The sequence below is a fragment of the Vallitalea guaymasensis genome (genome assembly GCF_018141425.1).
GTDB classification, from domain to species: domain Bacteria; phylum Bacillota; class Clostridia; order Lachnospirales; family Vallitaleaceae; genus Vallitalea; species Vallitalea guaymasensis.
Window position 1 is genome coordinate 1,396,943 of the sequence record NZ_CP058561.1, and the last position, 22,886, is coordinate 1,419,828.

A 22,886-nucleotide genomic window follows, 5' to 3' on the forward strand; every position below is an offset into this window, starting at 1 on the left:
CAGATTAATTATTCTTGTTGCCTACTTTCCAAAATTGAACCCTAAAAGCCATTATTCATATCATCATTTTCTCCATTATACCACATCAAAGTGAGATGTGAATATAAACCATCAGCATATAAATTACTTACCTATACTATTTCTTACTCACTCATCTTTTAACCTATCCATAACAATATCTCTAAAATTCTCTTTATCAGTATTGATATCAATTACATCAATGTATTTATACGTATTTTTTATGTACTCCAGTATAATTTCATAGCTTTCCTGCTGTTTAATACTATTATCTACATTAAACTCTATACTTAAGTGTCTAGGTTTATCTTTCCTATCATTTTCTAAAAACCTTTCCCTAAATTTATCAGCATCACTTACCTTTAGGTTAATAATTACTATTTCAAAATTACCCCTTCTGCCTAGCTCATTTAATCTCTTAATATATTCTTTTCCTTTATCTGCAAACATATATTTTCTATAACCACACATGCAATATACCATCTCGGTAATAAAAGTTCTATCAAACAATAAATTTATGTCACTATTTTCTAGTTTCTCGACATAATCCATCAATGCATCATACATTTTAATAGACTTTTCTCTTCCATTTTTACTATTATCATTGTGCCCTGTTAACCTATATAAATTAGTATACACCTTATTCTCTCTTATCCAATTACTTACAGTAGTCTTTCCACTTCCCTGAGCACCCTCAACTATAATAATACTATTCATCAAACCACTCCAATCTTCTCTTTCCCAATCTCATATCTAATGCTTTTTCATTTCTTGTATTATAAGGTAATAATATCCATTACACAAGTCCCTTAAAACTTAATTTTAAATCTAATAATGATAAGACTTTATCGATATTATATAACTTTAAATTTATTCTGCTTTGGAGTCTTTCTCTAACTTTTTTCTAATATTCATAGACATCTCCATTATTAAATGTAATAATTACCTTAAAGCTATAATCAGGATAATCATTATATTCCACAGGCGTGCCAGTTTCTGAATGTAAAATAGTTACCATATAATTGCCATATTCATCACCATTTTCATCTGTAGAAATTCCGTTATACTCTAATGAACCATATATTATTCTAGTAGTTTAACAAATACTTGAACAGGATGTGGATATCCTTCCTCTTCCATCAATATATCTTTACCTACAAATCCTTGTTTTTTATAAAAATTTCGTGCCGCCTTTCCATACTCATCATCGTACAAAAAAGTTTTAACTCGTATCTCTTTGGCATTAGCCAATTCACCTAACATATGTTTCATCAGTGAAGAGGCTACTCCTCTTTTTCTATAATCTGGATGTACTGCAAGCCAACTAATATGATTTTGATTTTGTGAATATGTCATAGCACCAATAATAGGTGTATCAGTTCTTATATAATCCTCCACATATATAGCTGTTCCTCTCTTCATATTCTTTATCATTGCAGAACGATAGTTATCATCATTTATTAAATCAATATTACAAAAATCTGGTTGTACAATAGCTGTTAAAGAAAACCATCTTTCCGCATCATCTAAAGTTGCATTTTTCACTATCCATTTACTTTCGCTCATTTAAACACCTCATTTCGATTCTGCTCAACGTAATGTTTATTTCGTGTTATCATTTTTCACAATATTTTTTAGAAATTTGGTAAGAATATATCATTAAAACAATACCATCTACTATAATGATTGTAAGCATTATAATAGTAGATTTTAAACCACCAATAATTGCGGATTCTAAGATTATAAATAATCCTGATATAATTAGAGAGATTCCTCCAAATCGATTGCTTTTAGCCCAAGTTATATCACTTTTTATACTCCAAACAGTCTCCTTACACCTACAATACTGTTTCGCCTTAAGGGATCTGACAGCACTTTAAAGGTATCAGTCAAGCCCATTCAACCACCACCTATTAAAAATTTTATTTAAATAGATTATAATATGTAAAAACAAAAAATCAATAGCTATTAAAAAACATTTTCAAATAGCTATTGATTTTTTATAATTTAACTTTGTATTTACATGTTCTGAACTTACCCTCAATCCAAAATGTTGCTTCATTCGTGATAAACCTTAATAAGAAGCATTTAGAATCCTCTACACCTTTTTTAAAGAAATTCCTATCACAATATTTATCAAACTCTTTTTTAATATTCATGTTGTTAGATAACGTTCCGTGTTCACGACGTTTCTCAACCTTAGAAGAATGTATGAAATAAATACTTGATTTAATCCATATGCTTAAATTTTATGAGTTCACATATAAGATAATTTCCTCTATGTTTTTCTTTTTAGTGAAATCTACAGGAACAGTATATGAAGCTAACATTCCTCTTTCATCAGGCATTAATGTTTTTTTCATTTTCAGCTTCCATTTTAATATTTTCATTAGAAGTTTATCCCCTAAGTTAAGTTTTTTGTAATCGAACCCACCTCTCAAATAAAAAAATTGTAGTTGTTTCTGTTGTTCTTTCGTGAAATTCTTATTTTTAACTTTTTCTATATCATCTTTTCTAGGAGGAGTTGCACCTGATGCAAAAACAACTATTCTTTTGTCTTTTAATCTATTTAAGTTTTTGGTAATTAGTTTTATTCCATTTATACCGACTGTATACAATCCACCGCCATAAATTATGGTGTCATAAGATTCAAGTTCTTTAATAGTAACTTTAGAATATTCCAATAGATCTGCTTCTAACTCTTCTGCAATCCATGTGGCATATTTTTTAACAAAGCCTGATTTAGACTTAAATACTACTATAGTCTTCATAATGTCAACCTCCTAGTTTATATATGTAAATAAAATACACTGTATCTCTGCGTCAAAAGAAGTATAAAAGTTTACAAAATTATCTGTTGCCTAACAGTTCTTCAATGGTCTTTCCTTGATACTTATCGCCATAAAATGTCTTACTTACTTGAATCTCTCCTATTATATGGCTATTAAACTCATTTAATTCCTCCGCTGGAACCCACATCTCTTGATGTATATTTCCTCCAACCACTTCTACCTTAAATTTACTGACGTAGCTATCATCAATCTCAAACTTCAATACTATACCAATGAAGTCTGATATTGCATCCTTAGTGTTCCAATTTGAAGCAATCTCAGTAGCATATTCTTCATTCAATACTGGATAAAAGAAACAACCATCAAATAATATTTCTAATTGATATATATATATTAATTACGGAAGCTATTAAACCTCTAGTGCTAACTCAATATTTGTTCAATGGAACTCTTGAATTCATCAGAAATATAAATATTATAGAAGTATTCAACTTCTTCCCCTTCATACTTTTCTGATTCAGGTCTTCCCTCGAAAATTGAAGAGAGATAATCCGACATCTTCAAATACTTTTGATAAGATTCATCATCAACATCTTCTAGAGATTCTGGTGTAATCATTCTGATATTAGACATTTGAGAGGCATATCTTATCTTCATAGTAGTATTACAGATTCCCCTTATCATATCTTGATGTTCTTTCAATGAGACTTCATCAATATCCCCTCTATCATACATATATTGATAACGTTTTAACTCCCCATTTAGCAAATTCATAGCCATGTACGTTGCTTGTACATCTCGCTCCAATTGATTTTGCTCCAATTTCAATTTTTGATTGTAAGCCCATATGGCAACTGTTGAAGTAACAACCAATAATATCATACCTATCAAAATTGTAATCCTACACTTATCTCTTTTAAATGATGTCAATTTATATGTTCCTCCTTATGCGGTTAGTGAGTCACTAACCAGATATCTTGTAAAACTATTAGTTATAGATACTTCTCCCCAAGATAGGTTATGAATTTTTCTTGTAACTGATTTTTTTGTTAATCCAAAAACTTCTAAATACATAGTTGGTGATTGAATAAACTCCTACAACTTATCATACCCAAACTCTGTAACAATAAATTCTACAATGGTATATGAATATTGATAACCATGTCTATTGAATTATTTTCAGTACTCAATAGAATCATTATATCACATTAGAGAAACATCACCTATTATACATTATTTTTTCTATAAGTTCTTTTAAAAAGATATGAAGCTTATCATTCATCTAATATTTTGTTACATGACCTATAACCCACCTATTTTATAGATATTGAACATGTTCTGGTAACCCATCAGTTTCCTTATGCTGGTAAATAATATCTTCAATTAACTTCCTAAGATCAAAGAGATTTCTTACTTTTTCATAATTTTCTTCATTTCCTTCTAAAGGAGTTATCTTACCTTCATTTACATTTATTGAATATGGACCAAGACTTTCAGTTGTCCAACTAATAGTATTCTCCTTACCATTTAATGTATAATTAAATGTACATTTTTCACATGGATTTATAACTAATCCTTTACTATTTCCAATATAACCTTTTTCCTTTGTAATCCGTCTATCTATTATAAATCTTTTAACCTTATCTTTTTCCTCTTTAGTTAATTCTAGATTAATAACTTTAATACCATCAACAGTATGCACTCGAAAACTATTGTCAAATGTAGAAATCTTATCATCTCCATTTACTGAAAATACAAGCGAAAATTCAAATTCATCTGATGAGCGTTTATTTTTTATAAATATTAACACAAGTATTATTATTGCCAAACATATTATTATTGTATATTTCTTAAATTTCATACTAATTCCTCTCCTATCTCTTTAGAAAAAAGCATTAAATTTACTTAGTATTATCCTCTTTATTGATTGCTTTTTGCCCAAGTTATATCACTATACTCCAAACATTACGTACACCTACAATACTGTTCCTCCTACTTTTAGGCATAATATTGCCAATAACAATTAATAATACACCTACAACAAAATTTGTGACTAAATTTATATCAATTGCCATATTATTTTTTTGTTTCAATATTCATATAAGATTTTATATGTAATCTACTACCTTTCGTCCTATTCTAAATAAAATAGGTAGTATAGCTAGCATAATACCACCAACTATTACTGTAGAGACTAAAACTTCAGTCAATGATATAACGTTACTTTTTACTGCAAAAGATATTAATAGACTATAGCACGGTACATTAAGTAATATTCCAGTTATTACCCCAGGAGCATACTGCCTTAATACTATTGTAGCAATTAAATGCAGAAAAATTGCGTTCAGTATCATTGCTCCAACAAAACCAAAATACACATATCTAATTATTCCATTATTAGCATAAAGCATATATAAAAATGAAAATAAATATGCTAAGAGTGTTATACATATCAATGCAAAAATAGAATTCATTTTTACCTACTGGTTTATGATACCGCTTCACTTTTTGAGACCAACTTGGTAACCATAAGGCCTCTTCAATATTATGTAATGTAATTGTTAACGGGAAAATCCAACTTAAATAATAAACTTATTTAAGTTAGCTGTAACTTATATATAGCGTCTTTTATTTCTTAATTCTCACTGGACTCGCCATGCCCTTTACTTACATTTTACAGTGATATTCAATAGTACCAACTCCACCTCCAAAGTATTCACCTGTGTAGGGATTTTGAGGGTTATGAAGATTAAACATAAAGCTATCTTTTCCGTACTTTTGGTTAGTTTGTACTTTTGCAAAATTCTCATTTATAGAAATATGTTTCACTTTACCACATATAGTGATATTAAAACTATTAGGACAAAGTTCTTTTTCCCACTCGTATTCACATTCAAGTTTTAAGAAACTCTCTTTAATTCTTGGTGCAGTAATTGCTTTTGATTTCTCAACTGTGAATCCCGATGATGTGATTTCATCTATATCTACATCATGCTTCTTTATTGTTTTCCAGCAACTGTCAAGATATTTTATATTCAAAAAATTGATACAGAATTCTTTATTCCGTTTGATATTTTCATAAGTATGGGTATGTTTCATTATACCCGACATTATAACATAGTAATTATCTCCTTCTCCAGTAAAACTCGACCAACTCTGAAATGAAGCATTAGGTAGTCCATTTCCCTTAAAGGTTGTAACCATAAACATAACATGTGGTATTGCACATACAAATTCCAACCAAGAAAATACTTTCCACTTACCTTCCCAATTTTCCTTAAAATAATCTGGTTTAATATTACTATGTTCAAAATCCATTATACTTTACCTCCTTATTTGGGTTCACATTAGAAGCATCTCTACAAACTTCTTAAAGCTATCTGCAATTGGTTCTTGGAACGATGCATTATATATTCTGCCATTATCAGGTCTAAGAAAAATGGTACCATCAATATCATTGCAAAAGATTTCTAGAAATCCATAGCGAAAATGTTCCTTCCCTATATTCTGCTCGGCTATATCTATAGAGGGCATATCATTATGAATCCCGTAAATGGGGTCACCATGTATCTCTGCATAATTCATCTCTTGTAGATATGCTACAAAATCCTCAGGTAAGCTAACATTCAACTTCTTCTCTAAATCACGGATTCTAACCAGTTCTACACCAGAACCAATATTCTCTTCACTATGTGCCTTCAACTTATCAAACTTATACGCTCTCCGTCCTACTCTTAAATCATAATAACTATAAGTACTATTACTTCTATGCCAGATCAATGAACCACAATCAGGACATTCATATAAACTTCCACTCAAATTAACCACCAACTTGTCAGCTTCTATTAGCTTACCACATTCTTCTGAATCCTTAGATATTAAGTGACTCTTGTCCCGAAAAACCTCATCTTCAATATACCGTTCATAATCATAATTGCGTATTACGACATAGCCTTCATCTGGAATAGGCGTCAAATCAAATATATAGCCACAAATACATCTTAACTTTGGCATAAAACTCCTCCTTGTTATTAAGTACAGTTATGTCTTCTAACGTCTCGTATATTTCTCTAACACAAAATTTATCCTTAATGTTTACTAAAACAGAACCCTTTGCTCCCTTATCAAATGCAATTAGCTTTAACTAAAATTTAATAGTTTATTTCTCGCAAAAAGCATATATTACAGACATCTTGATATAAATCACGTTCACACTGACCCTCATTGCTTTCCCTAAAGAGAGTGAAGGTACGTAGCGAACGGAAATATTTGTTATATGATACAAGCGTAATAATTCGCTCATTATTAATTAATACCTAAGAGCTAATCCATAGCTAAATAAATCTATTTTCTTGTTCATACATTAATACATCTTTCTGGTAATAATTTGCAAAACAACACTTTTTAACGAATAAATGTTTACAACACTTATGTCATAGATGTCTTTATATCATTTAAGACGTACATTGAAATCTTTTCATTATGCATCTCAATTTGTAAAATCAAGAAAAATCCTTAATATGTAATCCTCAGTAATATTCCTAAAAACAGGCTGAATAAAATACTGTACATAACCATTTCTAATTGAAATTTTACAATTATATTCTTCTTGATATACTGTTTTTTAAAGTATACAAATCCTTCTATGTTATCAATGAATGGTGATACAGCAGAAATATGGGTATAAATAAACATTAGACTGCAAAAAAAGGTTACTTGTAATACAAATGATAGTTCTAATAGACTGTTCAATATTGGCAATAGAACAATTGACATCAGAAATCCTCTTAAAATTTGAGCTGGTAAAAAACACTTTGAAACATACATACTCTCTTCTTTATTTGACATATCTCTTAAGAAATCACAATGTCTGGTTTTGTTTTCATAAATCTCTTTGCTTACCTTTAGTGCTATAACTCCTGCAAATGTATAAGCTACCACATGACTAAAAATAAATAGTAAACTAAATTTTACGTATTCCACTATATTACCTCCTTTTTTTAAATATCATCATCCTTTTTATAATATCTAGAAAAAATCTCCTCTAATTATATGTCAGTTATAATAAATTTAATTTAATTTTATGTATCAACTAATATTTTGTTTATTATTTGCCAATTCACTAGAAACTGTAATTAAATTACCTTATCTTCGCAAATAATTAAATGCTATTCAAATAGTGTTCCTAAAGTGCTATGCTTACTACCATCATCTTCAGGTTAATGAAAATCATCTAAAATTTCAACATCACAAAATCTTTCAAGACACTCTGATAACTTCTTATTTGCCTTAAAATACTTAATATATGTTCCAACCTTTCAGTTCGTATTATATAATCTTCATAATACACCCAATTAATTATTTTTTATTTAGTGTACTATTATCAGTTAACTCAAAAAGCTCTTAGCCTTAACAAATTTAGTCAAATGTGTCTATTCTATATTTTCATACATCATATTAACTTCCCTGAGTCGATGTGCTAATAAAGGAATGGCTTGTCTCTTCCAAAATTCAGGGCTTATACCTCCACTTGACATACCACCATAAGCATACTTTTCAATATATACATTTTTTTCATTATCTATAGATTGACCAGTTTTCTCTTCAAAAAGACTAACTATATCATTAATAAATTGAGCCTGATCATACGGTAGAAATACATCACGAAACTCTTCTCTTATATCATCCCATAGATATGGGTCACCTCTCAACCCCCATTTATCAGGTCTTAAATCAAATACTGATGTAATACTTATTCTCAAATTATCATCACCCCTATCAAATTCATACTAAAAACTAGTAAATAATATTACCCAATTCTTGAATCTTGATTAAATAATAGTTTCAGCTTATCATTATCGTTAACCCAAAGAGATGATACCCTAAATATTCCAGATATGCTTGGGTCTGGACATTTAACTTTAGCAAGATAGTTTACCAAAATAGTATTAGCACTAATTTCTTTAACAAAAAAATCACTCACTTAATAATCTTGTAATCTAATTTGCTCTATAATTTTTGCATATTCAGTTCCACTTGTCTTATATCCTCCACAAATCATTATCGCTTCATCAGACACTAGTTGAGCAAATGTAGTTGAATCACCATTAGAAAATGCTTCCCACATATTCTTTTCCATATTAATAACTTTTTCGTCTAATAACATATTCCTTCCCCCTTTATTTAAAACCTACATCTAGTGCCTATTCTATCTTCTGATACTCTAATCTACCTACAAGGACCAGTTAGAAATCCATATCAAAAACTCGAGAATTACGCTCGTCTAGTTGCTCACTATAAAAAACTGAGCAAGCATCATCAAAGGATGGCTCTAGCTTCTTATAAGTGTCTTTCTCAATATCAATATATCTATACTTACCAAGCTTATTCAGAATCCAATATGCTGACCAAACCGATGAATGAGGTATAAAACTATCATCTTCATAGAAAATCTCAATTAACTCAACTCCCTGATCGATCTCTCGATAGACTATATATGAGAGTCCATACTTAATTAGTGATTTAGAGCCAAGTCGGAGTGCGAAAACCAAATAGTTATCCATCATTACACAATCTCGAATATCAACTGAAGCTTCTGCATTCATAAGTCTACTAAATGATAATTCTTCAATTGAATCAAAAAAATCCTGTCTATTTACTTCAACAATTAGTTCAATTGACAACATAGCAAAACCTCTCTTCCACTACATCCTTAAACTAGTCTATTCTTTCCTTTAACATACCTTATCATGTTGTTAGAAAACATTAATGTCGTCCCCATTGAGCCGACTCTAGGTCATACCTATCTATATTTTTTGTATTCCTTTAGTGCTAATGACCATTCCATAAAGAAATTAATATCGTCAATTGCATCAAGAATCGTGGATCGGTTCACATAATTGTATCTGAGTTCTCTCAAAACAATAGGCTTTACCACTCTCTTATCTAGTTTTTGCTTAGTCCTGGCTATATGAGCCAGTCCAAAAATGGCATTAGCTCTTACTATAGCATCATCATTATCTGCTAACTTCAGGCAAATATCTTGAGCAAACTTCCAATCTGAATCCTTCTAACCGGAAACCATCACATAATTCAAGTGAGTCTAAAGCTCTAAACACGCTTCAACAGCTAACCAGAAAATGCGTTCCCTAATCTCTGTTTGATTATTCCAATCTCTTGCATCCCATTCTTCACAATCAACTAGGTCTCCTCCATATAGTATCTGTGCAAATATAACATCTCTAAAATTGGCAACTGCACAAAAAGCAGAGCATTCCATTTCAACAGCCAAACACCCCTCTGTTTTCCTTAGTTTTACTTTATCATAAGTTTCCCTATAGATTGCATCTGTTGTCCATGTTTTTGATAGAATGTATTTACACTTATGCTTAGTTAAAACCTTTTCTATTGCTTCTACACCAACTTTATCAACTGATATTTCTCTACTTGGAGATATGTAATGATAAGATGTCCCTTCATCCCTTATAGCTGATGTTGGTACTATTACATGCCCTACTGCAACTTTTTCATCTAAAACTCCAGCTCCTCCACATGCAATAAACTTCCTAGCTCCTAATGCGATAACTTCTTCAAACATACCTGCTGCAAGTGGTGCTCCTACCCCTGGATGAAAAACGGTCACTTTTTCACCTAAATACTCTAGTTCATATATTGGATTAGGACCAATTTCTGTTCTTATGTTTTGAATCAAACGAACCTTTCCCTTAACCCTTAAATCTTCCAAAACATCATTAAAAAAACATATCACTGCTTTAATTGGAATATCAATTGGTTTAATTAATATTGTTGGATCAATTACTGATTTTGTATTACTATCAAATTCTAAAATAGGATATTCTTTTTTCATATGCTCTCCTTCTCAATAATTAACTTTACAACTACTAGCCTAGGTTTGAAGTTTTACATAACGTTCCTTGTTTCTGACGTCTCTGAACTGGACTCACATAGCCCTTCTCCGTAGGCAGTACTTGCACCTGGTGAAGAGATGTGCGTAGCGAACAGAAATATTTTGTTAGGCGATTGGATAATACTGAAATAACCTATAGCCACCTATTACAAATATATACTTACTTTAAGAGTTTATATTAAGTCAGCCCATTAGTTCCTATTGTACCCACTTACCCTTATTGCTAAATGTCTCAAAATTATATTCTGATATATAATCAAATTCATTATTGTTTTTCTTTTCATAAGCCTCGTGTGCAATATATAACAATGCCTCAAATTCTATATCCTTAGGCATTTCTTTAGGGTTATTAATAACATTATAATAATAATCTCTACCATTGGCAACTACCACACACCTAGTATACAGAAACCAATCTACTGAAAAATAACTATTTTTATTCTTATATGAATATGTACCAATGTTCTGTGCATATTCAATTCCATCTAAATCATAAAGCAATCTTGAAAGTATATCATGAAATCTATAAATATCTTCGTTAGATTTTTCAGATAAATAGTTAATAGCACTATTAAGGACTTTATCTTCATCACCTTCATATTTCCAATTAAACATTGATATTATATTCCAAAACTCATTTTCATCCATAACTAAATTATTAGATTTTCTTTTTTTATCTTGTTTATTGCTACAACTTATTACAGAAGCAATTATTAATACTGACAAAAAATATAATATAGAGTGCGTATTTGATTTAGTCATAATTTATTCCTCCAAATAATCTATGTAATTATTATTATGATGTCCTAATATAACTAATATTATTTCTACATCTTTTGTTTTTCACATAAATAGTATTATCTGTTACCTAATGTATCCGACGTTCCAGCATCTTAGAAGGAGAATCGCTCATGCCCTGATTAAGGGCTAATGCGATGACTATCACGACGCGCTTAGGTGGTAGGATGTTTGAGGGCATAACCCTAGAGCAAAATTCATATTGTTATCCTCCTATATATCAAAATTGATATCAAACCTAATTGCTTATGTCTCTTAACGTTTCGTATGTTCATATAAAAATTATGTTTTGGCTATAATATTAAAGACTATAATTATGTTTGTCATAATATCTATACTTGATATACTACTTCAAAATCTTCAAAAATTACTGGCATATCATCCTTAAACTCATATCCAAGTTCCTTACCTTCTTCATTGAAGAAACGAATATGTCCCTCACGCCAAGATTCTAATGTATCATCCTCACCTTCACGTTTACAAATATCATAAGTAATATCTGAAAATGGAATTATTGTTACTTGAGTTGTTTCAATAACACAACGTGGTACACCCTCCCAATCAGCAACGATACTTAGATCACCAACCTCTGGTACACGTTCACCTTCAATTTCATACCCCCATAAACTACTAGCTGTAGCTTGTTTTTGCCCAATTAACACCAACCGTAATAATTCATTCGCCAATTTTTCAGTTAATTCAAAGTGAAATACTTCTAAGTATCTTGTTGTTTCATATCTACCCGTTTTCTTTAAAAATTTTTCCCAAAACAAATTCATTATTTTCTGTGAATTTTTTTTATTTTCCATTACTGCTATCTCCCTTGAGTTCTATTATAACTATTTTAAATTAAATAAATAAACTTTACTATATAAAATAGCTTCACTAATTTTTCTTTCATCAGCTTTTAACAATCTATTATGATTTTTACTATATAGAAAGAATATTCATCAATATATTTTTTCTAAATTAGTATACTCAACATTTATTCCATTAGATACTGGTGATTGGAAATGTGTACAGTTTTTTATTCTCAAAGCTACTTCAATACCATTATAAAAATTGTCACCTAATTCGTTTAACAATCCATCTAAATTAACTATCCCTAGTCCCATTCCTTCAATAACTTTACTATAATAAGGAATTGGTAATTTTTCTAATTCTTGAGTTTCAAATAAATACGTGTCAACATTACGGTAAAATTCTAATTTACCTTTTATAATTTTATCTCCTTGAAAAATTATTTCACAATAATCACTATCTTTATAATAATTAACAACTGTCCAGCCTATAATTTCATCGTTTTTTTTAACTGTATCTTCATCGAACCTATTCAATAACTCTACTACTTTTTCACTATCTATTTTTCCTTTATATACCTCTAATATAATATTGTTATAATAATCTTCAATATCCTGTTTACCTTTTATTAATTCACCAATTTCATTAGTCATTTGAGTATAATCATACACTAAATCATTATTTTTATTTCTTAGTTCTAAGTTTTTTTCATTTAATTCTCGAACTTCCTTTATCAAATTATTATATTCGCCAATAGTTTTCTCATGATTCTGACAAAATAAATCATACTTTTCTTCTAAGTTTTTTAATTTATTATCCAAAGTTTCAATTTCTTCTTTATTAATAGCACTACATGATACTACAATTATACAAATAAAAGCTATTAAAATATATAATAATTTATTCATCCTTCTTACCTTGTATACTAAACATATCAGATTGATACATCAGTATACTCTCCTTTCTTATTTCTGTTTTATATTATTTTCCTATATAATATTTAGATAAACGTTGTGGAGTATTCCATGTTTTACCTACGGCTCGACCGTTGAATGGAGGGTATACCCACAACTATTATTCAAAGGATAAATTAGCTGGTTAACGCTTGACGTTTCATTTACAAGGTCATCCGAATTTTAGTTTGTGGTCGCACAATGTTTAAATATATCTAGGAGGTCTTAACATGCTTTTTATTGGCATTGATGTCGCTTCAAAAAAACATGATGTAATTATTATTTCAGAGTACGGTGAAATCCTTTCATAGTCTTTTACTATTGAAAACTCTTCTGTTGGATTTAAAAAACTCCATACGGAAATTTCTTCCCATACGGAGCTTTTTGATAACGTCCATATAGGGCTTGAAGAAACTGGTATTTACTCCAGTAACATCCGTGACTTCTTGCACTCTGCCGGTTTCAACGTGTATATGATTAACCCCGTTCTAACCCACCACAGTAGAATGGCATATTCACTAAGAAACACAAAAACTGATAAACTTGACTGCCTTGCAATCTGTAGATATATCATGCATAATTTCACGCATCTCAAACCCTATATATCTACACTATACACGACTTCTGAACTTAAGTCATTATCTAGATTACGTCTAGATAAACTTCATACCCTTGCAAAGGCCAAAATGGAGTTCACTCGATTGCTCCAGATTACTTTCCCTGAGTTTATCAAACACTTCAAACAGCATTCTCAGTGGGCTATGAATCTTTTCTCTTCTTATCCAGCTCCTGCTAAGATTGCTCGTATGCATCTTGACACACTTGAAAGCTTTATCAAAATCAAGGGGGATCGTTTTTCTGCTGCTCAATTAATCAAAAATCTTGCTAAAAAAACAATTGGTGATACTTCTATTACCAACTCATTTCTTATCGAGTCTATCATCGATGACATCAATCACTACAACAAACAGATTGCTATTATCGATAAACATCTTGATGCTCTAATGGCTGATTTTGATTTTATAACAACTATACCAGGTGTTGGTAACGTTATTGGTGCTTCTATCATTGGTGAAATCGGTGATATCTCACGCTTTAGTTCACCTTCTCAACTATTAGCATTTGCCGGTCTTGATCCCTCCATCTATGAATCAGGAGAGTTCAAAGGTAAACGGTGTCGCATATCTAAACGTGGCTCTAAATACCTCAGAACTTCCATCTTACAGCTACACGTGTTGCGTGTGTAGGAAAAGGCAAGAACAATCAATTCCGTCAGAAATATCATAAGAAAAAACTTCAAGGCAAGCATCATAATTCTGCACTTTGTAATGTGTCCAAAAACATGATAAATACCATTTTCGCTATGCTTAACAGTAAAGAGGATTTTATATACATTACATAACTCACAATATAATTTAGGTATTCTTAGCAGTACCTTTATTTATGATGCTCTTTTTTATCTATTCAATATTTTCTTCTTTTATTTCATTTTTTACTTGACTTTTGTATAGCTGGCTCCATTATTAAAATCACCTTTATTGAAACTTATAGCATCGTGCATAAATCTTAATTTAAAGATCTATAAAAAATGCTCTGTAATGATGGGATAATTTCTTATAACATTAAGTAAATTGACGACGTCGACTCCCTCTTGGCTCTATTGATGTCATCAATTGGCTGTTATGCAAAGTCATATATGTCTACTTAGTGATAACTATATTAGTAAAGCTGTCTTTTGCGCCCATCTATTCTAACATGGATATGTGTTCTCTTATGACCTTCCTGTTCTCTAAAATAACGCTTTGTCAATTCAATATTATTAGTTCTATATCTATAGCCTATATTCTCCAAGAGACTTTGAATTTTTTCAAATGGGTTAAAAGATTTAACAAAAACTTGAATATCTATAATAGGTTTAGCATCTAAGTAATAATTGAAGTTGAGCCAATATAATCAATTCTTATTGCTGTATCAACCATAGATTTCCTTATTCTATATCCGATATCATTAAATTCATCTATCCATTTATAGGAATAACATTCAATAATTACTGGATTAGCCATCAATAAATCTCCTTTTATTCACAAAAATTAATTTATGTGACTTAACGTTTCCGTATTTCCCACGGCTCTGAACCAGACCTCAGAGCCTTTCTTCGTAGACGGTGCTTTCACCCGGTTAAGAGATATGTGTAGCAAACGGAAATATTTTGTTAGAAGATGTTCCCCATGGAAGCTGATATTCAACTACATTATTTTAATTCCCTCTGCTTCACACCTTGCCTGAAACAAAATTTTATTAGACTCATATTTTAATTCTTCAATTTTTATATCTTTCAATTTTCTTTTTCCGAATCTTCGATTGATAAGTGCTAACGCCTTAAATACTTCATTCTCGGACTGTATAGCTTCATATATCTCAATACCATCTAGAACTATAGAAGCTCTCCCCCTTTGTTGACTTCCTCCTTTATGATACCATGTTGAGAAAAGTGTAATTCTATTTTTCAATGAGTTACATGTTAGTTCCTCTATTTTCTTCTTTAACTTATCCCTAGTTATAGTCAAAGCGAACTTGTGTGCATTGTTATAAGAAGTTATCTCATTCAGCTTCGAAGCAATCTCTCTAGTCTTCTTCTTTTTACTGTATAATATAATAAATATTATAAACTAAAGATTATGCTCATTAGGTTTATCAAATTGCAATCCACCAACACACTCCATATTTATCTATAACAGTCGCACAACATTTGCTCCATGGCACTTCCTGAATTGGATTAATAATAACACCACCATTACTCAAAATATTAAAGGCGTTACAAACCGCTTCTTCGCTTCCCATCTCAAAAACATTAAACGTCATAGTTTCCCATTTCACTTTGTGAACTATGTTTACGTCACAAGGATTCGCTGCTTCACTTAATGCTAAAAATCCTTCACCATCTACAGATAATTCACAATGCGCATAAGCAGTTTTGTCATCATTTTTCACTTCAAATGTAATTTCTGCACCAAAAGCTTTGCAATACATTTCTGCAGCTTCAAAACTATTTTTCACATAAACTTGAGCATAATTTTTCATGTTTTCCCTCCTCCTTAAATATAAATAATCTTTATATCTTACAAATGTGAATTGCTATATGTACTAAATAATCTTCATCTCAAAGAAATACCCTGAAATGAATGAGGCAATTTCTTATAACGTCTCTGTATTTCCGACGTCCCAGCCAGCACCTTAGAAGGAATTGCTTATGCCCTGAATAAGTGCTAATTCAATGACTGTCGGTGGGATGTGTGAGACCCCTATCCGAACGAATGGAAATACATTGTTATATGATATTGACTCATTCAGCTTCGTAACTTTACCCTAGTTTTTTTAATACTAAATTAAATAAGAACCATACCATAATAATTAAAATTAATATCTTTGACCCCAAAGAAATCTCCTGACATGAATAAGTTACTTTCTTATAACGTCCCTTATTTCCGACTTCTCAGCACCTTAGAGGCTCATGCTCTAAATAAGTGCTAATGTGTGCGCCGCCCCGACAGGGCTTAGCCGCCATAATTAATCATCGCAATAATATCAAAAAAATATGTGCTAAAATAACTGGTACTATTCTTCTATACCTAATATAGTATAATGAAAATATAGTAAACATTACTCCTAAATAAATGAGTGCTATAAATCCTTGATAGATATGTGGAAGGAGCTGTAATATAATACTTAAGATAATAGCAACTAATGAACTATTAGTAAGTGCTTCTATCTTTTCGATAAAGAAGGAACGAACTATCAGTTCCTCAAAAAGAGGATTTATAACCATTAATAATACATACCAAACCGTTATTTTAGATCTTTATTTTTAGGTTGAATATTATAAAAACTTGGAGCAATATAATATATTAGGATACTTACAAAATAGCTACCTAAATAATATAGTAAAATTAAAACAATACTATGCAAATATCTATAAATCTAAATGATAACCCAAAGCGCTGTAAATTGGAGTCATCTTTATACATGACATACCACAAGATTAAAATACCACCTAACCTTTCTAATATAGCCAGTATAAATTGATAATTTGAGTGGAGCGAGCTATATCCATGGATTGTGGGTTCTAAAAGTACAATTACATAAACTACAATGATATTATTAATATTTTTCTACTCTCACACTTCATACTATTTCTTCCCTGTTTATACTCATACATGTAATTAGCAGATGTCGTCTAACTTTCTGGCTTCACGACGTCCTGGCTCCTTAGAGTGATTCCGCTCATACCACCCTCGTGGTGGATAATGTAGATTATTTTATCTTAGTCCTTAATATTGCATTAATGCAAAAACAATAAATGTTGGCACATTTGCACTAAAAGACATTAAAACTGACTGAACACCTAATGCTATGTATGTTTTAGTAGTAGGTTTCTCCATACTAATCCTTCTATATAATAATAGTGATAGAAGCATTAGTAATGCAATTGGTATTATTCTAAAGACAGATGAAATTAGCATTCCTAAAAATCCATATGTAGTATTAGTCCATGTTTCAAATGGAATAAATAAATCTATAATTAAGGCAACTGCTATCATAATCAGTGATGTCAGAAACTGTACCCCTAGCATTCCACCCCACATCTTAAAAATCTTTTTCATTCGCCATTCTAATTCTTTAGAAATAATAATAAAATTTATAATTAGCGGTAATATAAATACTATAAATATTCCTACAACACTTGCTATAATTATAAATATGAACCCTAGTAATACAATTGAAAATCCTGCCATAAAAAATTTTCTCCTTCGCTTTAAGCTTATTAAGTAGAAATTTGATTCTACAACGTATATTTTTTCTCTTTTGTAACTTAGAATTTTTATACAAAAATAACTTTCTCAATGAGTATTTCACATAACGTGTATGTGTTTGCGATGTCCCCCAACCTCTAGAAGGAGGTGCTCATGCCTTGAGTAATGGCTAATGTGCCGACTGTACCTTTAGGTCTTAGGTTGGGGGATGTTGTAAACACAGTGTTATGAGTCGTTTGACCGTCAGCCTTTACTTCTGTTTACACATTGCTTCAATTTTGCCAGTACACTTAAAGTTGTAAAATTATCAAACTATCATTATAAGAGTTCAATCCATTTTTTTATACCTTTTTTACCTTTTAATATAATTACATTTTTACCCATATCCATACTCTCATTAAACAGTTTTTGTCTTCTTTTATCTTTCTTAGGATAATCAAATAAAATATACTTAACAATATTAATATCGATTTTTTCTATACACCCCTCTGAAATATCAGGTCGAACACTACCCTTATATTTGAAATATCTTCTTATAAATCTATACAAACATATAAATCTGTTTACTTTTAAATATATAATAGTATCACAACAATTAAACCTACCATCTTCTTTACAGTCAGCAAATCTATTTCCTTCATATATCCATTTTCTTTTTTCTGTTATAGATTTAGTCATCACAATTTGCTTTTCTGTTGAGCGTATCTTCCAATTTCTTTCCCAAAAAATTTTATCATTATAGTGTATTGGAATATTTAGTTTCTTTCCTACTATATTAGCTAGAGTGGTTTTACCTGAACCCGATGACCCTGTTATCCATATTCTTTCCATTTAACACCTCCATACTTAGTCTGCAAATATTGCTATAAATTACATCCTAAACCTTATGTCCTAAAACTAAAAATCTGCGATACCGAAAATGACTCATAACGTTACGTGATTTGACGACATGGACATCCTTCCTTGTTACTATCCATGTCGTCAAATCGCTGTTATGGGACGTACCAGACGGAAACTCCGCACTCATATTAACTTTGCCAATTCCGTCGGATAAAATGTCTTTATATTGTCTTTGAAATCCTGGACTTTAACCCATACAACTTTAGCCGGTAATAAATCAGCATTCATATCCATCTCATTAATCTTATAGATATCTCCTGATAGCTTAACTTCATATATATGAGAAATCTCGTGCCCCATCATACCCTTGACTTCAAAGAAATTCTCAAATATGATGAACGGCTCATACTCTACGACATGAACACCAAGTTCCTCAAAAGCTTCTCGTTCAAGTGCTTCTTCTATCTTCTCTCGATATTCTATTCCACCGCCAGGTAAATGGTAATATACTTCACCGTCATCTGATTCCTTAATAACAAGAATCTCATCATCTCGTCTGGCAATCAATCTTGCAGTATTACGTATCGACTGTTTCAAATACTCAAAGCTTATTATCTCTGTCTCAAAATGACGCTCTGTGAACTCTGTTAGAGCCTTGATCTGATACTTATCATAACTATTCAGTTCTTGAGCAACAACTAACTTATCTTCATCATCGTCAGCACGTCTGATAATCGCAATAACCTTACCAGTATATCGTTCAACTGGCTCGAACACACCCAAAACATATGCATCTATCTCCTGCCCATCACCAGATACAGTGTCAGGAATATATCCATAGTTCAAAGGATAGATCATATTAAATCTGGGGTGCTTTGAACCCAACGGTCTGTCAATTATAACCTCTACATCCTTACCTAAATAATCATACAACATTAAATGTCCCCCTATATAAAAACTAGTATGGTATGTCCCATAACGTCCTTCGTTCACGACGTACCTACCACTCTAGAGGTGCTTGCTCATGGCGAACTTGCTTCGTCTAATGCGAGTGCCGTACCGACGGGCTTAGGGGGCTGTATGTGGTCGATATTCTTACTCCAAAGCCGTGCCCTCTGTCGACCCTTGCGTTAACGTATTGTTAGCTGACGTACTTCAGACAAACGACATAGCACTTCAGTTATCACCAAATTGTTCTATAAACTCAAATAGAATATTTACAAACTTAGTTGGTTGCTCAAAGTGAATATCGTGCCCGGACTTAATCGTAATAAGCTTAGTATCCTTAAACGAATTAACAACTCTACTGGCATCCTCATCCGTGTTAGCTGCATACAAGACACCATCCTTACCATAATTAGTTCTAGCTTTAAGATAGATTGAAGGGCATTCAATATCACTAAGTAACTCCTCAATATCTATTCCTTCCTTCCATCTACCACTATAAAATGTTTCTGCAAACTTCAAATCAAATTCATCAAGGTATCTGGTACCATGCAACCATTTATAAGGTATATACCAAATTTTCAAAGCACTATTCTGATGCTTTAATCGATATTTCCTAGCTGTCTCATATACTAACTTTCTTAAGTCACCAAATAGGTTCCAAAAATAGCCATTCAATATGTAATATAAGTCGTAATCTATTTCTGAACCATCAACCAAATACTTATGCACTACTTCAAAACCATCATGCCATACAAATGTATTCTTCATTTCATTAGGTTTAACTCTAAAGAAAGGTGGATCTTCAAATACTACACCTTTCACATAATCTTTAACATTAACAGTTAACCAAGCAGCTATGATTCCACCAGAAGAATGACCACAAACGATACAGTCATCTCCAATAACATTCTCAATGAACCACTTGAAATCATTTCCCATAAATTTACAAGTATACTTTAATTCATCATGACTGGATTTACCATGACCATGGCAATCAATTGCATATACATGATACTTTTCTTTCAAACTAAGAAGAACATTGGCATAATCTTCCCAACACATTGTCTGGCCATGAATCAATAACAGTGGTTGCAAATCATTCTTGCATTCAACGTAATTTAAGATTGTACCATCGTCTAAGGCTACACTCTGCTCATTATAAACTCGTCTAACCTTAAACATTGGAATTCTATCATAATGTAGATTCATATAACAATATCTCAGAAATGCAATAAGTAATGCTAAAATTATTACATATAAAATCATCAAATGAATTATGTCATCTAACATTTCTTATTTCCAATGTCCTAGAGCCTTAGAGGGAGTTGCTCATGCCCTTGATAAGGGCTAATGCAACGACTGTCGCGACGCGCTTAGGCTGTGGAATGTGCGTAGCGAACGTAAATATTTTGTTAGATGATGGAAAAAGACGGAATTTACCAGTAGCCGTCCCGTAAGTTTAATAATGTCCTATTTGTGGCTTATCCTTTGACCTGTGTTTACGCTTAGGTTCATATTCCTGCCAATATACTCTTTTATCATTATATCTGGTTCTTGGTTCTTTCTTTTCTGCAGAATAACCTATATATACTATGCCAAGTGGTGTAACAAAATCAGGTATATTTAGTACTTTCTTCAACATTCTAATTCTATTTTGGACAGGATATATACCAATCCATACTGTTCCTAATCCTAAACTTGTTGCAGCAATTAACATGTTCTCTATTGCTGCGCTACAATCTTGAATCCAAAGTTCATGATCAGCACCCTTTAATGCTAATTTCATATTACCACAAACTACAATTCCTACAGGAGCATTGTATCTTGCATATTTGCACTCTTGTTTTATTTTTGAAAGTTTGTCAGCTTCATCGACAACAATAAATTCCCAGGGTTGACAATTTACAGCTGTAGGTGCAGCCATAGCTGTTTTTAATAATGTAATAATTGTCTGTTTATCAACTTGTTTATCTAGATATTTACGTATACTTCTTCTTTCATATATTGTTTTGATCACCTCAGTCATTATAATCCTCCCTCATATTATATAATCACTTATATTATTAGAATAGTCTTTTTCTGCATCTAACGTTTCCTTATTCCGACGTCCCAGCACCTTAGAAGGAGTTGCTCATGCCCTGATTAAGGGCTAATGCAACGACTGTCGCGACGCGCGGGATGTGTAAGGGCATTTCTCAAAAGAATTACCCTTACCCGAACGAATGGCAATACATTGTTAGATGAAGTTATTACCGGAAACTATCACTAGTTTACTTGATTCCAGACTTATTTTTAGTATCCCATGATATGTTTTCATTCCAATCTGACCATAATTCTTTCAACTTATTTACCAGCCACAACCCTCCGAAGGTTGTAGTCCCTTCATGATTCTTATAAATAATCCAATCCTTACTACTGTCAAACCAAAAGCTTTCGTTATTCCAGAAGTATATTTCTGTTTCCCAAAAATCATAATCTACAATATTACTTATCTTTGTTGAAATTCCATCTTCTCTAAATTCATAAATATCCATAATCTTTCGATCTCTAAAAATATTCTTTATCTCTATAAGTTTAGAATCTGTGTCAAGATATTCTGAATCAAATGCTATCAAATCATTTCTTTTACAATCATACAGTGGATACCAATAATGCCTACTGATGTCCCAAATAGAATTTAGTTCTTTTCTAATCTTTGATGCTTCCTCTTTACTCAAGATTGTTTTTTTCATAATATTTCCTTTCAATGGAGATAAACTAGGTAATAATTTTATCTAACGTTACGTGTTCCTGACGTCCAAGCACCTTAGAAGCGCACTCTCCTGCTCTGATTAAGTAGCTAATATGGGCGCCGTCCCGTCAGGGCTTAGGTTGTGGGATGTGCGACTGTATTTCTATCAACTCTAGTTACCAATTACTATGGTAAAGCCTTCAAGTAATTATACCATGTTAGAGCGAACAGGAACATTTTGTTATATAAAGTAAATCACGGAAACAG

29 protein-coding genes and 1 pseudogene are annotated in these 22,886 nt (G+C 31.5%); 1 reads left to right on the plus strand and 29 read right to left on the minus strand.

What is annotated here, in order from left to right:
- Positions 1-147: 147 nt before the first annotated feature.
- The 18 genes and pseudogenes from HYG85_RS06335 to HYG85_RS06420 all read right to left on the minus strand — a co-directional run bounded on the left by HYG85_RS06335 (position 148) and on the right by HYG85_RS06420 (position 13,244).
- Positions 148-735 carry a hypothetical protein gene (locus HYG85_RS06335; protein WP_212692771.1) on the minus strand — a complete coding sequence of 196 codons (588 nt, stop codon included), beginning with the start codon at positions 733-735 and terminating at the stop codon, positions 148-150.
- 366 nt (positions 736-1,101) lie between these two features.
- The gene (locus HYG85_RS06340) at positions 1,102-1,584 is read right to left on the minus strand and encodes a GNAT family N-acetyltransferase (protein WP_212692772.1); all 483 of its coding nucleotides are present in this window, start codon (positions 1,582-1,584) and stop codon (positions 1,102-1,104) included.
- Positions 1,585-1,633: 49 nt separating this feature from the next.
- Positions 1,634-1,834 (minus strand): SdpI family protein, encoded by a 201-nt coding sequence (locus HYG85_RS24730; protein WP_212693710.1) that lies wholly within the window; start codon positions 1,832-1,834, stop codon positions 1,634-1,636.
- A 433-nt stretch (positions 1,835-2,267) separates the two neighbouring features.
- Entirely contained in the window at positions 2,268-2,789 is a 522-nt protein-coding gene (locus HYG85_RS06350; RefSeq protein ID WP_212692773.1) for a flavodoxin domain-containing protein, read from the minus strand.
- Positions 2,790-2,868: 79 nt separating this feature from the next.
- Complete coding sequence (locus HYG85_RS06355) at positions 2,869-3,150, minus strand: hypothetical protein (protein WP_212692774.1); 282 nt, start codon at positions 3,148-3,150, stop codon at positions 2,869-2,871.
- Positions 3,151-3,233: 83 nt separating this feature from the next.
- Positions 3,234-3,740: a hypothetical protein gene (locus HYG85_RS06360; RefSeq protein WP_212692775.1), complete on the minus strand. Its 507-nt coding sequence runs from the start codon at positions 3,738-3,740 to the stop codon at positions 3,234-3,236.
- 388 nt (positions 3,741-4,128) lie between these two features.
- Positions 4,129-4,671: a hypothetical protein gene (locus HYG85_RS06365; RefSeq protein ID WP_212692776.1), complete on the minus strand. Its 543-nt coding sequence runs from the start codon at positions 4,669-4,671 to the stop codon at positions 4,129-4,131.
- Between the two features lie 247 nt (positions 4,672-4,918).
- Positions 4,919-5,384 (minus strand): annotated as a pseudogene (locus tag HYG85_RS06370) (HXXEE domain-containing protein).
- Between the two features lie 93 nt (positions 5,385-5,477).
- Positions 5,478-6,128, minus strand: a complete 651-nt coding sequence (locus HYG85_RS06375) for a flavin reductase family protein (protein ID WP_212692777.1) — start codon at positions 6,126-6,128, stop codon at positions 5,478-5,480.
- Positions 6,129-6,152: 24 nt separating this feature from the next.
- Complete coding sequence (locus tag HYG85_RS06380) at positions 6,153-6,824, minus strand: SMI1/KNR4 family protein (RefSeq protein ID WP_212692778.1); 672 nt, start codon at positions 6,822-6,824, stop codon at positions 6,153-6,155.
- A gap of 501 nt (positions 6,825-7,325) precedes the next feature.
- Positions 7,326-7,793, minus strand: coding sequence for a hypothetical protein (locus HYG85_RS06385; protein ID WP_212692779.1), 468 nt, complete (start codon positions 7,791-7,793; stop codon positions 7,326-7,328).
- A 449-nt stretch (positions 7,794-8,242) separates the two neighbouring features.
- The gene (locus HYG85_RS06390; RefSeq protein ID WP_212692780.1) at positions 8,243-8,572 is read right to left on the minus strand and encodes a hypothetical protein; all 330 of its coding nucleotides are present in this window, start codon (positions 8,570-8,572) and stop codon (positions 8,243-8,245) included.
- Positions 8,573-8,793: 221 nt separating this feature from the next.
- On the minus strand, positions 8,794-8,976 hold the full coding sequence (locus HYG85_RS24355) for a hypothetical protein (protein WP_244971290.1): 183 nt from the start codon (positions 8,974-8,976) through the stop codon (positions 8,794-8,796).
- Between the two features lie 79 nt (positions 8,977-9,055).
- Positions 9,056-9,496: a hypothetical protein gene (locus HYG85_RS06400; protein WP_212692781.1), complete on the minus strand. Its 441-nt coding sequence runs from the start codon at positions 9,494-9,496 to the stop codon at positions 9,056-9,058.
- 416 nt (positions 9,497-9,912) lie between these two features.
- On the minus strand, positions 9,913-10,677 hold the full coding sequence (locus HYG85_RS06405) for a nucleoside phosphorylase (RefSeq protein WP_212692782.1): 765 nt from the start codon (positions 10,675-10,677) through the stop codon (positions 9,913-9,915).
- Positions 10,678-10,935: 258 nt separating this feature from the next.
- Positions 10,936-11,499: a DUF4240 domain-containing protein gene (locus HYG85_RS06410; protein WP_212692783.1), complete on the minus strand. Its 564-nt coding sequence runs from the start codon at positions 11,497-11,499 to the stop codon at positions 10,936-10,938.
- 368 nt (positions 11,500-11,867) lie between these two features.
- The gene (locus tag HYG85_RS06415) at positions 11,868-12,344 is read right to left on the minus strand and encodes an ASCH domain-containing protein (RefSeq protein ID WP_212692784.1); all 477 of its coding nucleotides are present in this window, start codon (positions 12,342-12,344) and stop codon (positions 11,868-11,870) included.
- Positions 12,345-12,485: 141 nt separating this feature from the next.
- The gene (locus HYG85_RS06420) at positions 12,486-13,244 is read right to left on the minus strand and encodes a hypothetical protein (protein ID WP_212692785.1); all 759 of its coding nucleotides are present in this window, start codon (positions 13,242-13,244) and stop codon (positions 12,486-12,488) included.
- Between the two features lie 365 nt (positions 13,245-13,609).
- Between HYG85_RS06420 and HYG85_RS06425 the strand changes: the two genes are divergently transcribed.
- Positions 13,610-14,536 carry an IS110 family RNA-guided transposase gene (locus HYG85_RS06425; RefSeq protein WP_212693711.1) on the plus strand — a complete coding sequence of 309 codons (927 nt, stop codon included), beginning with the start codon at positions 13,610-13,612 and terminating at the stop codon, positions 14,534-14,536.
- 472 nt (positions 14,537-15,008) lie between these two features.
- Here the strand turns inward: HYG85_RS06425 and HYG85_RS24735 are convergent, their stop codons facing one another.
- From HYG85_RS24735 to HYG85_RS06480, 11 genes are all read right to left on the minus strand, one after another.
- Positions 15,009-15,200: a GrpB family protein gene (locus HYG85_RS24735; protein ID WP_212693712.1), complete on the minus strand. Its 192-nt coding sequence runs from the start codon at positions 15,198-15,200 to the stop codon at positions 15,009-15,011.
- Positions 15,201-15,211: 11 nt separating this feature from the next.
- Entirely contained in the window at positions 15,212-15,352 is a 141-nt protein-coding gene (locus HYG85_RS06435; protein ID WP_212692786.1) for a GrpB family protein, read from the minus strand.
- 183 nt (positions 15,353-15,535) lie between these two features.
- Complete coding sequence (locus HYG85_RS06440; protein WP_456300828.1) at positions 15,536-15,856, minus strand: hypothetical protein; 321 nt, start codon at positions 15,854-15,856, stop codon at positions 15,536-15,538.
- A gap of 127 nt (positions 15,857-15,983) precedes the next feature.
- Entirely contained in the window at positions 15,984-16,370 is a 387-nt protein-coding gene (locus HYG85_RS06445; RefSeq protein WP_212692788.1) for a VOC family protein, read from the minus strand.
- A gap of 490 nt (positions 16,371-16,860) precedes the next feature.
- On the minus strand, positions 16,861-17,139 hold the full coding sequence (locus tag HYG85_RS24740) for a CPBP family intramembrane glutamic endopeptidase (protein WP_408647984.1): 279 nt from the start codon (positions 17,137-17,139) through the stop codon (positions 16,861-16,863).
- Positions 17,140-17,617: 478 nt separating this feature from the next.
- Positions 17,618-18,082, minus strand: a complete 465-nt coding sequence (locus tag HYG85_RS06455; RefSeq protein WP_212692790.1) for a hypothetical protein — start codon at positions 18,080-18,082, stop codon at positions 17,618-17,620.
- A gap of 336 nt (positions 18,083-18,418) precedes the next feature.
- Positions 18,419-18,931, minus strand: coding sequence for a P-loop NTPase family protein (locus HYG85_RS06460; protein ID WP_212692791.1), 513 nt, complete (start codon positions 18,929-18,931; stop codon positions 18,419-18,421).
- Between the two features lie 192 nt (positions 18,932-19,123).
- Positions 19,124-19,876, minus strand: a complete 753-nt coding sequence (locus tag HYG85_RS06465; protein WP_212692792.1) for an NUDIX domain-containing protein — start codon at positions 19,874-19,876, stop codon at positions 19,124-19,126.
- 240 nt (positions 19,877-20,116) lie between these two features.
- Complete coding sequence (locus tag HYG85_RS06470) at positions 20,117-21,178, minus strand: alpha/beta fold hydrolase (protein ID WP_212692793.1); 1,062 nt, start codon at positions 21,176-21,178, stop codon at positions 20,117-20,119.
- A gap of 169 nt (positions 21,179-21,347) precedes the next feature.
- Positions 21,348-21,914, minus strand: coding sequence for a nitroreductase family protein (locus HYG85_RS06475; protein ID WP_212692794.1), 567 nt, complete (start codon positions 21,912-21,914; stop codon positions 21,348-21,350).
- Positions 21,915-22,158: 244 nt separating this feature from the next.
- Entirely contained in the window at positions 22,159-22,620 is a 462-nt protein-coding gene (locus tag HYG85_RS06480; RefSeq protein WP_212692795.1) for a hypothetical protein, read from the minus strand.
- Positions 22,621-22,886: the final 266 nt, after the last annotated feature.

Bases quoted from the DNA above. Each gene is read 5' to 3' on its own strand.
- HYG85_RS06420 (WP_212692785.1), bottom strand. From the start codon at position 13,244: ATGAATAAATTATTATATATTTTAATAGCTTTTATTTGTATAATTGTA.
- HYG85_RS06475 (WP_212692794.1), bottom strand. From the start codon at position 21,914: ATGACTGAGGTGATCAAAACAATATATGAAAGAAGAAGTATACGTAAA.
- HYG85_RS06365 (WP_212692776.1), bottom strand. From the start codon at position 4,671: ATGAAATTTAAGAAATATACAATAATAATATGTTTGGCAATAATAATA.
- HYG85_RS06375 (WP_212692777.1), bottom strand. From the start codon at position 6,128: ATGGATTTTGAACATAGTAATATTAAACCAGATTATTTTAAGGAAAAT.
- HYG85_RS06335 (WP_212692771.1), bottom strand. From the start codon at position 735: ATGAATAGTATTATTATAGTTGAGGGTGCTCAGGGAAGTGGAAAGACT.
- HYG85_RS06410 (WP_212692783.1), bottom strand. From the start codon at position 11,499: ATGACTAAATCAAATACGCACTCTATATTATATTTTTTGTCAGTATTA.
- HYG85_RS06465 (WP_212692792.1), bottom strand. From the start codon at position 19,876: ATGTTGTATGATTATTTAGGTAAGGATGTAGAGGTTATAATTGACAGA.
- HYG85_RS06350 (WP_212692773.1), bottom strand. From the start codon at position 2,789: ATGAAGACTATAGTAGTATTTAAGTCTAAATCAGGCTTTGTTAAAAAA.
- HYG85_RS06480 (WP_212692795.1), bottom strand. From the start codon at position 22,620: ATGAAAAAAACAATCTTGAGTAAAGAGGAAGCATCAAAGATTAGAAAA.
- HYG85_RS06340 (WP_212692772.1), bottom strand. From the start codon at position 1,584: ATGAGCGAAAGTAAATGGATAGTGAAAAATGCAACTTTAGATGATGCG.
- HYG85_RS06470 (WP_212692793.1), bottom strand. From the start codon at position 21,178: ATGTTAGATGACATAATTCATTTGATGATTTTATATGTAATAATTTTA.
- HYG85_RS06445 (WP_212692788.1), bottom strand. From the start codon at position 16,370: ATGAAAAATTATGCTCAAGTTTATGTGAAAAATAGTTTTGAAGCTGCA.
- HYG85_RS06405 (WP_212692782.1), bottom strand. From the start codon at position 10,677: ATGAAAAAAGAATATCCTATTTTAGAATTTGATAGTAATACAAAATCA.
- HYG85_RS06400 (WP_212692781.1), bottom strand. From the start codon at position 9,496: ATGTTGTCAATTGAACTAATTGTTGAAGTAAATAGACAGGATTTTTTT.
- HYG85_RS06435 (WP_212692786.1), bottom strand. From the start codon at position 15,352: ATGGCTAATCCAGTAATTATTGAATGTTATTCCTATAAATGGATAGAT.
- HYG85_RS24355 (WP_244971290.1), bottom strand. From the start codon at position 8,976: ATGTTATTAGACGAAAAAGTTATTAATATGGAAAAGAATATGTGGGAA.
- HYG85_RS06380 (WP_212692778.1), bottom strand. From the start codon at position 6,824: ATGCCAAAGTTAAGATGTATTTGTGGCTATATATTTGATTTGACGCCT.
- HYG85_RS06415 (WP_212692784.1), bottom strand. From the start codon at position 12,344: ATGGAAAATAAAAAAAATTCACAGAAAATAATGAATTTGTTTTGGGAA.
- HYG85_RS06460 (WP_212692791.1), bottom strand. From the start codon at position 18,931: ATGGAAAGAATATGGATAACAGGGTCATCGGGTTCAGGTAAAACCACT.
- HYG85_RS06455 (WP_212692790.1), bottom strand. From the start codon at position 18,082: ATGGCAGGATTTTCAATTGTATTACTAGGGTTCATATTTATAATTATA.